9 protein-coding genes are annotated in these 12,337 nt (G+C 69.0%); 5 read left to right on the top strand and 4 right to left on the bottom strand.

The genetic code is table 11. The features are described 5' to 3' along the window. Position 1: 1 nt before the first annotated feature. Positions 2 to 1,105: a M35 family metalloendopeptidase gene (locus I3V78_RS24485; RefSeq protein WP_204490858.1), complete on the bottom strand. Its 1,104-nt coding sequence runs from the start codon at positions 1,103 to 1,105 to the stop codon at positions 2 to 4. Positions 1,106 to 1,481: 376 nt separating this feature from the next. On the opposite strand from I3V78_RS24485, the gene I3V78_RS24480 reads away from it, so the two are divergent. The 5 genes from I3V78_RS24480 to I3V78_RS24460 all read left to right on the top strand — a co-directional run bounded on the left by I3V78_RS24480 (position 1,482) and on the right by I3V78_RS24460 (position 9,628). Next, the gene (locus tag I3V78_RS24480) at positions 1,482 to 2,711 is read left to right on the top strand and encodes a sensor histidine kinase (protein ID WP_204490857.1); all 1,230 of its coding nucleotides are present in this window, start codon (positions 1,482 to 1,484) and stop codon (positions 2,709 to 2,711) included. Between the two features lie 36 nt (positions 2,712 to 2,747). Further along, positions 2,748 to 3,182, top strand: coding sequence for a response regulator (locus tag I3V78_RS24475; RefSeq protein ID WP_239576570.1), 435 nt, complete (start codon positions 2,748 to 2,750; stop codon positions 3,180 to 3,182). Then, on the top strand, positions 3,172 to 5,115 hold the full coding sequence (locus I3V78_RS24470; RefSeq protein WP_204490855.1) for an ATP-binding response regulator: 1,944 nt from the start codon (positions 3,172 to 3,174) through the stop codon (positions 5,113 to 5,115). The genes I3V78_RS24475 and I3V78_RS24470 overlap by 11 nt, the downstream gene beginning before the upstream one ends. A gap of 215 nt (positions 5,116 to 5,330) precedes the next feature. Then, entirely contained in the window at positions 5,331 to 8,186 is a 2,856-nt protein-coding gene (locus I3V78_RS24465) for an ATP-binding response regulator (RefSeq protein ID WP_338023737.1), read from the top strand. Between the two features lie 38 nt (positions 8,187 to 8,224). Then, positions 8,225 to 9,628 carry a M1 family metallopeptidase gene (locus I3V78_RS24460; protein ID WP_204490853.1) on the top strand — a complete coding sequence of 468 codons (1,404 nt, stop codon included), beginning with the start codon at positions 8,225 to 8,227 and terminating at the stop codon, positions 9,626 to 9,628. 121 nt (positions 9,629 to 9,749) lie between these two features. Here the strand turns inward: I3V78_RS24460 and I3V78_RS24455 are convergent, their stop codons facing one another. The 3 genes from I3V78_RS24455 to I3V78_RS24445 all read right to left on the bottom strand — a co-directional run bounded on the left by I3V78_RS24455 (position 9,750) and on the right by I3V78_RS24445 (position 12,227). Continuing rightward, positions 9,750 to 9,905 (bottom strand): hypothetical protein, encoded by a 156-nt coding sequence (locus I3V78_RS24455; protein ID WP_204490852.1) that lies wholly within the window; start codon positions 9,903 to 9,905, stop codon positions 9,750 to 9,752. A gap of 390 nt (positions 9,906 to 10,295) precedes the next feature. After that, positions 10,296 to 11,318, bottom strand: a complete 1,023-nt coding sequence (locus I3V78_RS24450; RefSeq protein ID WP_204490851.1) for a hypothetical protein — start codon at positions 11,316 to 11,318, stop codon at positions 10,296 to 10,298. A 645-nt stretch (positions 11,319 to 11,963) separates the two neighbouring features. Then, positions 11,964 to 12,227: a hypothetical protein gene (locus tag I3V78_RS24445; RefSeq protein WP_204490850.1), complete on the bottom strand. Its 264-nt coding sequence runs from the start codon at positions 12,225 to 12,227 to the stop codon at positions 11,964 to 11,966. Positions 12,228 to 12,337: the final 110 nt, after the last annotated feature.

Raw genomic sequence — 12,337 nt, 5'->3', positions numbered from 1 at the left:
GTCAGTCGCGCGGGGGGGTGTTCTCCGCGAAGTACTCGTGGCTGTCCGCGTTGTCCAGGGCGCGCGTGGCGCTGCTGCGCGCCAGGCTCTGGGCGTTGCCCTGGCCATACGCGTGGTCGTTCGTGTCCGCCACCACGTTGAAGTGGCTCAACTCGTGGATGAGCGTGCCCGCCCTGGAGTCCGTGCCGGTGGTGGCCGCGCGCCAGAAGGCGCCGCACAGGTAGATGCGGTAGGGCGCGCTCGGGTACACGTAGGCGAAGGTGCCCGCGTCCGTGCAGGTGCAGTCCATCACGATGGGGGCGGTGTTCAGCGCGCTGGAGATGCGGCTGAAGTGGCCACGCGCCACGTCGCGGTGGCTCGTGGAGTAGCCACCAAACCAGGTGCCGTAGCGCTCCGAGCCCGCGCGCAGGCCATTGAGGTAGGCCATCGCGTTGCTCGCATAGCCCCGGGCGGCGGCCCAGGCGCTCTGCACCTGCGCCTGACGCGTGCTCGAGCAGCCGATGTAGCCCAGGCCCTGCGCCGTCACCGTGTCGCGCGTGTGCGTGTCGGGCGGGCGCGTCGGCCGACCCTCGATCCACAGGCTCACGGCGGCGCCATCCAGTTGCGCCACCCGGGTGAGCGCCACGCCGTGGGGCCCCTCGACCGGCGCGGCGAAGCGCACGGTGTACTCGCCACTCGCGCTCAGGTCGTACAGGTCCGACAGCGGCGCCCGCCCGGTGAGGCGCTCGCCCGGCGCCAGCACGAGGTAGTCGGAGGCCTCGGGCACCGCGCGCTTGGCGTGGGGGCCCAGGTAGGCCACCGGCTCGCCGTCGCGGGACACGTCGAACAGGCCTTCCTTCACGCCCTCGGCGTCCGGCACGTACCAGCGCAGCAGGCGCACCGGGTGGGTGGACACGTTGGTGAAGGTGAGCTGGAGGGCCACCTCGTCCTGGGCGCCCAGGGACCGTCGGGGCACGGACAGCTCCACCGCCACCTCCCCGGGCGGCACCCGCGGGGCCTCCAGCACGGTCCCGTCCTCGCCCGGGGCGGCGCCACACGCACTCAGGACACATGCCCCCACCACGCCTCGCAGCCACCCCTGGAATGCACGCGTCGCCTGGCCCATGGATTGTCTCCTCCCCCGAGATTCCGGTCTTTCCAGAGAGGTAGGGATTCCGGCGGGAGGCGCCTCTCCCCGAGACGAGGCGACGTGCACTCGTGCGCACTTCCCGCGCGTCACCGTCGGGAAACGGGCAGCCGTCCTGCCCGGCGAGACAGGGCGGGAGGCGGGTCGCGCGCGGAGTGCGCCGGGGCGCTGAGGAGGCCCCACCCCGAGTGCGTCCAGCAGGACGTCCCAGGTCAAGCCTCCAGATTCTGACTTGTTGGGGGCTTTACGATTCGGGGGCGCATGTTACTTGTCATGTCTTGCGCGAGTTCGTTGGAGTGCGAAGCGCATCGAGGCGTCGGGTGGGACGTCGCTGCGCGGAACCGGTGAGCCCGTCATGGAAGAGTCGAGCGAAACGACGGTCGAGGCGTTGCTCGAGCAGATCCGCCGCATCGCGGCGCGCGAGCCGCATGCGCAGTGCGCCGTGCGGGGAGGATCCCTGGGCCCCGTGGCCGCCGCCCTCAACGCCCTGTCCACGCAATTGTCCTCGCGGCGCATGGAGCAGGAGGAGGCCTTCGGGCTCCGGGCGCTGGTGGAGCAGTCGCCCAACAGCATGTTCAGCTGTGACGTGGACGCGCGCATCCGCTTCATCAACTTCACCATGCCCGGGCTCACCGTGGAGCAGGTGCTCGGCGAGAACCTCTTCGATTGGATCGCCCCGGAGTCGCGCGACAACGCCCGGGCCGTCATCACGCGGGTGCTGGCCACCGGGGAGCCGGGAGGCTACGAGGCCCGGCCCGCCGTGTCCGGAGGCCCCGAGTGGTTCGCCGCGCGCGTGGGCCCCATCATGGTGGACACGCGCATCGTGGGCTTCACGGTGATCCTCACCGACATCACCGAGCTCAAGCGCACCCACCTGCGGCTGGAGCAGTCCAACCGCGAGCTGGAGAGCTTCGCCTACGTGTCCTCGCACGATCTGCAGGAGCCCCTGCGCAAGATCCAGACCTTCGGCGAGCGCCTGAAGAAGACCGCCACCGGACTGAGTCCCGAGGCCCAGGACTACCTGGAGCGCATGCAAGGCGCCGCGACGCGCATGCGCCGGCTGATCGACGACTTGCTGGCCTTCTCGCGGGTGTCCAACAAGGGCCGGCCCTTCGTGCGCGTGGACTTGTCCCCGCTCCTCCAGGAGGTGCGCGAGGATCTGGAGGCGACCATCGCGCGGGCGGAGGCGTCGCTGCGCATCGCCGAGGCGCTCCCCGTGCTCGAGGCGGACCCCACGCAGATGCGGCAGCTGTTGCAGAACCTGCTGGGCAATGCCCTCAAGTTCCGCCGCGCGGACGTGCCGCCGGACATCTCCGTGTCGGCCCAGGTGGACGCCACCACCCAGACGTGCACGCTGGTGGTCGCCGACAACGGCATCGGGTTCGAGGAGAAGTACCGCGACCGCATCTTCGACGTGTTCCAACGCCTGCACGGCCGCGGGCAGTACGAGGGCACGGGGATCGGCCTCGCCATCTGCCGCAAGATCGCCGAGCGCCACGGGGGACGCATCGAGGCGCACGGCACGCCCAATCAGGGCGCTTCCTTCCACGTCACGCTGCCCCTCAAGCAGCCCAGCAGTCAGTGAGGAGTCATGGAGTCCAGACGCGCGGTTACCCTCTTGATGGCGGACGATGACCCGGATGACCGGGAGCTCGCCCTCACGGCGATCCAGGAGAGCCGGCTCGTCAACGAGCTGCGCTTCGTGGAGGACGGCGAGGAGCTGATGCAGTACCTGCGCCGCGAGGGCCGCTACCGCGAGCCCAAGGACTCGCCCCGGCCCGGCCTCATCCTCCTGGACCTGAACATGCCCCGCAAGGACGGCCGCGAGGCCCTGCGGGAGATCAAGTCCGACCCGGTGCTCAAGCACATCCCCGTGGTCGTGCTCACCACGTCCAAGGCCGAGGAGGACATCCTGCGCAGCTACGGCCTGGGCGCCAACTGCTTCATCACCAAGCCGGTGACGTTCGAGGGGCTCGTCGACGTCGTCAAGGTGCTCGACCGGCACTGGTTGCAGATCGTCGAGCTCCCCCCGGAGCCCTCCGACCATGAGGCGTGAGGCCGACGCCCGCCTCATCCGCGTCCTGCTCGTCGAGGATGACGAGGATGACTTCGTCCTGACCCGGGACTGCCTGCGCGAGCTGGGTCCGCGGCGGGTGGCGCTCGAGTGGGCGAGCACCGCCGAGCGCGCCCTGGAGGAGCTGCGCCCGGGCCGCCATGACGTGTGCCTGATGGACTACCGGCTCGGCGCCACCACGGGCCTGGAGCTGCTCGAGCAGGCCCGCGCCCGGGGCTGGCGGGGCCCCTGCATCCTGCTGACGGGGCAGGAGGACGACACCCTCGACCACGAGGCCCAGCGCGCCGGGGCCTCCGACTTCCTCGAGAAGTCCCAGCTCACGCCGACCCTGTTGGACCGCTCCATCCGCTACGCGCTCCAGCACGCGGACACGCTCGAGGCGCTGCGCCGCTCGCAGCAGAGCTTCCGCGAGCTCGCCGACCGGCTGCCCGATGGGGTGGGGGTGTTGCAGGGCGAGCGGCTGGCCTACGTCAACGCCGCCTACATCCGGCTGCTCGGCTTCTCCTCCGAGCACGAGCTGGTGGGCAAATCCCTGCTGGAGCTGGGCCAGGCGCAGCTGCCCGCGGATCAGTGGGACAAGCTGCACGAGGACATCCGGTGCACCCAGGCCACGGGCGCGCCCATCCCCGCCCGGGAAGTGCTCCTCATGCGCCGGGGCGGCGGCCGGGTCCCCGTGGAGCTGAGCCACCTGCCCCTGGTGTTCGACGGCAAGCCGTCCCATGTCTGGGTCCTGCGGGAGCTCACCGAGCGCAAGCAGATGGAGGCGCGGCTGCTGCGCGCCGATCGCATGGGCGCCCTCGGGCTGCTCGCCGCGGGCGTGGCGCACGAGATCAACAACCCGCTCGCCTACACCCTGGCCAACCTCGAGCACCTGGAGCGCCATGTGCTCGCCGGGCTGGAGCCGTCCGGGGTGCGCGCCGAGGCGCGGGAGCTGCTCGGGGAGATCCGGCTCGGCGCCACCCAGGTGCGCGACATCGTGCGGCAGCTCAAGATGTTCTCGCGCGGGGACGAGGACTCGGGCCTGGGCCCGGTGGACGTGCACCGCGTGCTGGAGACGTCCATCGGCATGGCCGTCAACGAGCTCAAGCACCGCGCGCGGCTCGTGCGCGACTACGGGCCGCCCCTGCGGGTCGAGGCCAACGAGGGCCGGCTCGGCCAGGTCCTCCTCAACCTGCTCGTCAACGCGGCGCAGGCCATCGCCGAGGGCCAGGCGGAGCGCAACGAGGTGCGCCTCGTCACGCGGCCCGAGGGCGACTTCGCGCGCATCGAGGTGCGCGACTCGGGTTGTGGCATCCCCGCGGAGCACCTGGAGCGGGTGTTCGATCCCTTCTTCACCACCAAGCCGGTGGGGGTGGGCACGGGCCTGGGCCTCTCCATCTGCCAGGACATCGTGACGGGCTTTGGCGGCACCCTGGGCGTGGAGAGCCGGGAAGGGGAGGGCACGTGCTTCTGGCTCCGCCTGCGCCTCGCGCGGCGCCCCGCCGTGCCCGCCGCCCCGGAGGCCCCGGGCGCCGTCGCCGTCCGGCTCCACCCCCGACGCGGCCGGGTCCTGGTGGTGGATGACGAGCCGCTCATCGGCACGGCCATCCGGCGCACGCTCCAGCGCGAGCACGAGGTCGTGACGCTGACGAGCGGCCGCGAGGCCCTCACCCGGCTGCTCGCGGGCGAGTGCTTCGACGTCATCCTGTGTGACGTGATGATGCCGGAGCTGAGCGGGGTGGAGCTGTACCACCAGCTCGCGCGCCAACAGCCCTCGCTGACCGAGCGGCTCGTGTTCCTCACCGGAGGCGCCTTCACGCCCATCGCCCGGGAGTTCCTCGCCGGGGTGAAGAACCGCCGCGTGGACAAGCCGTTCTCCGGGCAGGACCTCAGCGACCTGGTGCAGTCCATGGTGGTGCGGCCCGCGGCCTCCTGATCCACACCCCGAGTGTGGCTTTTGCCACGGGCGGGCAGCCGGGCGCCGGACGGTCGTGAGACAAGGGCTGTACGTTCCCGGGCGGACGCGATTTCCTCCCGGGTCGAATGATTCCAAGAGCAATGTTCTCGGGCCCCAGCGAGATGCACGAGCGTGTGCGGACGCATGACTGGGCCTCCAGTGAACTGGGACCGAGTGAGACCTGGCCGCGGAGCTTGATCGCCCTGGTGCGCACCATGCTCGCCTCGAGCTACCCCATGGTGCTCACCTGGGGGCCGTCCTTCCTCCAGTTCTACAACGACGCGTACTCGAAGCTCATCGGGGACAAGCACCCGGCGGCGCTCGGGCTGGACATCCGCATCACCATGGCCGAGGCGTGGGACACGCTCGGGCCGATGATCCACCAGGTGATGAAGACCGGGGTGGCCAACTGGACGCCCGCCCTGCTGCTGCTGCTCGATCGCGCGGGCTACCGGGAGGAGTCCTACTTCAGCGTCTCGCACTCGCCCGCCGAGGACGACACGGGCGACATCGTCGGCATGTTCGCCGTGTGCAGCGAGGTGACGGAGCAGGTGCTCGGCGAGCGGCGCCTGCGCCTGCTGCGCGACCTGGCCTCGAGCGCCGCCGGCACGCGCGGCGTGGAGTCGGGCTGCCGGGACGTCGTCACCGCCATCGCCGGACATCCCCTGGACGTGCCCTTCGCGCTGCTCTACCTGCGGGACGCGGAGCGCGGAGGCTTCGTGCGTCGGGGCATCGTCGGCCTGGACGAGCACGCCCCCGTCTGTCCCGCCCACGTGGACGCGGACGAGGCGGACCGCTGGTGGCCCCTGGGCCGCGCCGCGGGCGGGGAGACGGTGCTCATCGAGGACGTGGAGCGCCGGGTCTCGCTCTTGGGGGGGCGGTTCCAGGATCCCGTGCGCACGGCGGTGGCCCTGCCCATCGCCGCCTCGGGCCAGGCCGCGCCGCTCGGGGTGCTCGTGCTGGGGGTGAGCCCCAACCGGGCCCTCGACGAGAGCTACCGTTCCTTCCACGAGCTGCTCGTGGGCCAGGTGTCGGTGGCCCTGCGCAACGCGCTCGCCCATGAAGAGGAGCGCCGGCGGCTGGAGGCCCTGGCGGAGCTGGACCGGGCCAAGACGACCTTCTTCAGCAACATCAGCCACGAGTTCCGCACCCCGCTGACGCTCATGCTGGGGCCCACGCAGGACCTGCTGTCCGGACGCGCGGGCGCGCTCGCGCCGGAGGTGCGCTCGGAGCTGGAGGTCATCCACCGCAACGCCGAGCGCCTGCTGCGGCTCGTCAACTCGCTGCTGGACTTCTCGCGCCTGGGCGCGCGGCGGCGCGAGGCCAGCTTCGCCCCCCGGGACTTCTCCGCGTTGTGCACGGACCTGGCGGGCAGCTTCCGCTCGGCGGTGGAGCGCGCGGGCCTCGCCTTGCACGTGGACTGTCCGCCCCTGTCCCAGCCCGTCTACCTGGACGAGGAGGCATGGGAGAAGGTCGTCCTCAACCTCGTGTCCAACGCCTTCAAGTTCACCCACGCGGGCACCATCACCGTGCGCACGCGCCAGCGCGACGGCCGGGCCCGGCTCGAGGTGATCGACACGGGCACGGGCATCCCCGCCTCGGAGCTGCCGCGCCTCTTCGAGCGCTTCCACCGGGTGAAGGACGCCCGGGCCCGCACCCACGAGGGCTCGGGCATCGGCCTGGCGCTGGTGCAGGAGCTCGTGGCGCTGCACGGCGGCCACGTGTCGGTGGAGAGCACCGAGGGCAAGGGGACCACGTTCACCGTGGAGCTGCCCCTGGGCGCCGGGCACCTGCCCGCCGAGCAGCTCGAGGCGGCGCGTGGCCAGTCGTCCACCGCCACGAGCGCCCGCGCCTATGTCGAGGAGGCGCTGCGCTGGGCCGAGGACGAGGCGCCCCCGCCCACGCGGGACTCGGATCTGCCCCGGGCCCGGGTGCTGCTCGCGGACGACAACGCGGACATGCGCGACTACATCCGCCGGCTGCTGTCCGCCGAGTTCGAAGTGGAGGCGGTGGCCGACGGCCAGGCCGCCCTGGAGTCCGCGCTCGCCCAGCCGCCGGACCTGGTGCTCTCGGACGTGATGATGCCGCGCCTGGATGGCGTGGGGCTCCTGCGGGCGCTCCGGGCCGCGCCCCATACCCGCGAGCTGCCCATCCTCCTGCTCTCGGCCCGGGCGGGCGAGGAGGCCACGCTCGAGGGCCTCGAGTCCGGCGCGGACGACTACCTCGTCAAGCCCTTCTCCGCGCGGGAGCTGCTCACCCGGGTGCGCGCGCACCTGGACCGGCTCGCCATGCGCCGGGAGGTGGTGCGCGAGCGGGCCCGGGTGGAGACGCTGCTGGAGGCGGTGCGCGCGCGCGACGACTTCCTCACGCTGGCCTCGCACGAGCTGAAGACCCCGCTCACGGCCTTCCAGCTCCAGCTCGGCGCCATCGTGCGCGGGATGAACAAGGCCTCGCCCCACGACATCGGCGAGCGCCTGGAGACGGCGCGCCGCTCCGCGCGTCGGCTGTCCCACCTGGTGGAGACGCTGCTGGACGTGTCCAGCCTCACCCCGGGCCGCATCCGCCTGGAGCGCGAGCCGGTGGACCTGTCGGCGCTGGTCCAGGACGAGGTGGCGGCCCACGAGGACGAGGCCCGGCGCGTGGGCTCGAACCTGCTCGTCCACGCGGCGCCCTCCCTGGGTGGACGCTTCGACGTCCAGCGCATGCGGCAGGTGCTCCAACACCTGCTGTCCAACGCGCTGAAGTTCGGCCGGGGCCAGCCCGTGGAGCTGTTCCTCCGGGAGGAGGGCGCCCGGGTGACGCTCGCGGTCGTGGACCACGGCATCGGCATCCCCGAGGCCGACCGCGACCGCATCTTCGAGCGCTTCGAGCGGGCCGTGCCCGTGCGCAACTACGGAGGCCTGGGCCTGGGCTTGTGGGTGATGCGACAGGTGATCGAGGCCCACGAGGGCAGTATCCTGATCGAGGAGACGCCAGGGGGAGGGGCCACGTTCCTCATCCACCTGCCGCGCGACACGCGCGGGGCGGGCGCCCGCACTCCGGCGAACTGAGCCGCGCCCTCCCTCTCGCCGCCGCACGGATCCTGCCCATGAACATGCGTCCCTTGTCGATGACGGCCCTCCTGCTCTGGAGTGGCCTTGCCACGGGCTGTCGGAACGACCCCGCTGCGGAGCCCGAGGTGCCCGAGGTCACCGACGAGGCCGGCACCTGCGCGAGCCCCCGGGGCACGGACTTGCCCGAGTGTCCGCGCCTCTGTGACGCCCGGGCCCAGGGCGAGCCCCCCGCGGCGGGCGCGGACCTGTCGCGAGACATCCGCTCCACCGCGCTGAACGTGAAGCTGGACTCGCTGGAGGCCACCGCGCTCATCCAGGTCGCGGGCTCGTCGAGCGACACCCTGTCCCTGAAGGTGGGCTCGCTGCGCATCACCGGGGTGAGTGGCCGCTGCGGCCCGCTGAAGTACACCGTGAAGGACGGACAGCTGGACGTGGGCCTGCCGGGGTGGGCGTCCTCGGTCCGCGTGGACTACGTGCTCCAGCAGTCGCCGGACTTCGACGGCTACCTGCCGAGCGGGACGAGCTTCATCTGGCCGTCCTTCTGCGGAAACCTCTACCCGTGCCACCCGGCGCTCGCCGATGGCGCCACGTTCTCGCTCCAGTTGGAGAACGTGCCCGCCGGGAAGAAGGCCATCTACGCCGAGTCCATTCCGGGCGACGCGCCGCCCTACATGCTCGCGTGGGCCGTGGGCGACTACACGGAGAAGGACCTGGGCCGCACCACCGCGGGCACCCAGGTGGCGGTCTGGTACCTGCCGGGCGAGGAGGCCGCGACCACCGAGGGCACGCGGCACCTCAAGGACGCGGTGGACTTCTACGAGCGGCGCTACGGCGCCTACACGTTCGGAGGCAAGGTGGGCTCGGTCTCGGCCAACTGGGGCGCGGGCGCCTACGGCGGCATGGAGCACCACCCGTACTGGCACGTGGCGGCGGACGCCATGGGGGACCGGCTCGTGCACCACCACGAGGCGGCCCACGGTTGGTACGGCAATGGCGTGCGCATCCAGTGCTGGGAGGACTTCGTCCTGTCCGAGGGCACCTCCGAGTACCTGACGGCGCGCGCGGTGCGCGAGACGGAAGGGGAGGCGGCCGAGGCCCAGGTGTGGAGCGACTGGCGCACGTCCCTGGAGCGGGCCGTGTCGCGCGGGGACACGCTGGCCCTGCCGGACGGCACCTGCAATGAGATCGACATCCTCACCCATCCGCTCTGGTCCTCCATCCCCTACAAGAAGGGCGCCTTCTTCTACCGGGCGCTGGAGAAGCAGATCGGCACGGCGGCGATGGACCAGGTGCTGGCGCGTTTCTACCAGCGGCACGTGGGCGGCGCGGCGCGCATGCAGCAGCTCTTGGATTTGGTGAAGGAAGAGACGCGCTTCGATCCCACGCCGCTGGCCAACGCGTGGCTGCGGCAGCTGGGCATCCCGGCGGAGACGCCGTAGCGCCGCGCCTGAGCGAGGCCGGGCTCGTGTGCGTGACGACGCCCGGCACGGCGTCGAACCGCGGCCTCGCCGCCTCGAGTTGCCCGGGAAGGGCCGCCAGTGTCGCCTCGGCGGTATCCAGCTAAGCGTGCGCCTCGGTCGTGCGCGCCTCGCCCAGGCTGCGCTGCGCGTCCGGGCCCACGTCATGGCCCAGGCTGGAGCGCGCCAGGGCCCAGGACTGGGGCTGCCCCTCGCGCGTGAGGACCGCGAGCGCCCGCCCCATGCGCCGACGCGCCACGCATAACCAGCCCTTCCCTGAACTGGCGCGGCTTCAACACGCACTGCGCTCGGGCAGGGGCTGCTACCGCTCGCGACCCCAGGCCGTGCTTCAACTCCTTGGCTCTTCTTGGTCTCCGACTGATTCACCCGAGCCGTGAATCAGAGAGGAAGCACCGCGAGCCGACGGGCAGCAACTGCACCTCCAGTGCAAGGGCGCACGGTCGTGCTTCCGTTCCTCTCCCCAAACGACAAGGCTGCACACAGGCGTTTTCGCAGGTGAAATTCACATGCTGCCTACACGACGCCGGGCCGCAAACGACTCCTAACTTCCTCAAGGCCAACACCGCGAAGACGCGCACCTACTCCCTCTTCCAAGCGGCTCGTCAGTTAGAAAATGGCGGAAGTCGAGTCAGAAGTCATTCAACTTGCGCTTCTTCCTCAGGGATGGCGACGCGAGCGGATTCAACTTGGCGTGGAGCAGGACTGGCGCGTGATCGATATTGATGTCTCTCCACTTTTCCAGCTGATCCGCCGAGACGTCCTTGGTGAGGTGATCCTCTAGCGAGGTGTAGTCATCATTCGGTGGCGGTATCGCATGAGCGGAGTTGGCTGTGAACGCATGGTTGTCGAGCAAGAAGTGGTCTGCGGTCTGCCCGAGCTTCCCCTTGCCAGGGAAGCTTGTGTTCTGCTCAGGAGCGGCGAGGTTCCAGTCTTCGCTCTGTTCGAGTTCAGCCCACTGAATCTTCGCGCCACGCTCGGCATACCAATCGCCGGAAGCCATCGTACTGTGCCCCTTTTCCTTGAGCACCTCGGCGGACTTCCGGATGTGCTCGACCTGCTTCGAGATGGTCGAGATCGATGGAGAAGTATGCACGTTAATCACGGACATGGGTTGATACTGAATCTTGCGATGCTTGAGATTGGAGTGTTTCCTTCTATACTTTAAATTAGGCTTGCCCGTAGCGAAATTGTCTTTGCTGGGGGGCCGCAGGTTATAGCGTCCGATGGGAACATTAAAACCATAGACCGAGGTGGGACGGGGCTGATTGTTTTTCTTGCCGAAAATGAGGTTTCCCGAGTAGGGCGCAAGTCCCGTGTTCTCCTTGTTCATTACGTACAACTTGGGCCTCTGGTGGATCATCGCGGTGTTGTACATCAAAGGATAGGATTCATGGTACGTTCCGGCCTTATAGGTCGGACCGGGATGCATGGCGTACTGAGAGGTGGGTATGTTCTTGAAGGCGCTCGAGTTCTGGATGTATTTTTTGAAGACGGAGGGACTTGTCACTTCCTGAAAATTGATGAACGAGGGGAGCAGCTTGGCGATCGTCTCGCCCAGAGCCTCGCTTTTCTGTTTCTTGACCTCGGACCGGGTGCTCTTGGAGTACTTCGCGACGTTGGATGTGAGCGCGGTGAAGTCGACGCCGCTCACATCCTCTTGCTCGTCCTTTTCGGGCTCCTTGGGAACGAAGTCCTCATCATCCGAGTCCTCCTCCGGTAACTCATCCCCCAAAAGTATGGCATGAGAGGGCGGGTCTCTCGGGGAGCGAGACCCGCCCTTGCTTTTGTTAACGGACCCTTTACCGCTTCGTGGCTGTGAGGAATGGACGGGCACGCGTGAGAAATCGTGGCATGGGCGGGCCGCTGCTTCCGGAGCCCGGTATGCATGCTCGACCTGACTCTCGTCGGGTTTGCTGGTGGACGGGCTCCGTTTGGAGGAAGACCGACGGGGTTTGGATACCGATTTGAGTGGCAAAGGAACGCTCCTTACCAATGACAGTTTCTGTGTGAATTACAATCGCCCGCAGAGTTCTAATCAACGCCGGATTTGACACTCCCTCAATCTCGACTTGGACGTGTTCGCCTGCGTGAGGTGTGAGGCCAGCAGTAGGTCTTGGACGTCCTTCTTCCCATTCAAAACAGCGGCTTTTGTAGGCGCCTGATTCTCAGAGGAGGTTGAACTGGAGCAGTCAGGCGAGCCGCCGCAGCATGAGGTCAATCATGCCGAGGTGGATAGGCGCTTCAGGTGATGAATCTTCGCGCTCGTGGTCTTTGGATACCTGCGCTGACGGTTTAGTCACCCGAACGTCCGCTCCACCATCCATTGCTTGGGCAGGAGGACGAGTCCCTTCGCCTGGTCCGAGCGTTCGACCACCTCGAGGTTAATGCCACTCTCCTTGGCCACCTCATCCACCCGCGGTCCGGTATAGGCCTCATCCACCCAGAATTTTTCCAACGTGGGATGCTGCTGAGCTGCTATTGGTAACACCGCTTGAGTTGCATCTCTGTCTTGCACATCTGCCGTGCTCATCCACGAGACAAGCAGGAGGCCCAGCGGCATCCACCCTGAGCCATCCCCTTATTTTCGCATCGTAACCCTTGTTTTCATTGGGCGTCCGAGGGAGCGGCGTGCGGTGCTGGCCCCTGGCTGGGTTTGACGAAAGATGCCGC

The sequence above is a fragment of the Archangium primigenium genome, assembly GCF_016904885.1.
GTDB lineage: Bacteria > Myxococcota > Myxococcia > Myxococcales > Myxococcaceae > Cystobacter > Cystobacter primigenius.
This window is presented reverse-complemented; position numbering and strand designations above follow the sequence as displayed.

What these genes read in the sequence shown, in the direction of transcription:
- I3V78_RS24485 (WP_204490858.1), bottom strand. Translation starts at nt 1,105, where the DNA reads ATGGGCCAGGCGACGCGTGCATTCCAGGGGTGGCTGCGAGGCGTGGTG.
- I3V78_RS24480 (WP_204490857.1), top strand. Translation starts at nt 1,482, where the DNA reads ATGGAAGAGTCGAGCGAAACGACGGTCGAGGCGTTGCTCGAGCAGATC.
- I3V78_RS24475 (WP_239576570.1), top strand. Translation starts at nt 2,748, where the DNA reads ATGGCGGACGATGACCCGGATGACCGGGAGCTCGCCCTCACGGCGATC.
- I3V78_RS24470 (WP_204490855.1), top strand. Translation starts at nt 3,172, where the DNA reads ATGAGGCGTGAGGCCGACGCCCGCCTCATCCGCGTCCTGCTCGTCGAG.
- I3V78_RS24460 (WP_204490853.1), top strand. Translation starts at nt 8,225, where the DNA reads ATGAACATGCGTCCCTTGTCGATGACGGCCCTCCTGCTCTGGAGTGGC.
- I3V78_RS24445 (WP_204490850.1), bottom strand. Translation starts at nt 12,227, where the DNA reads ATGCCGCTGGGCCTCCTGCTTGTCTCGTGGATGAGCACGGCAGATGTG.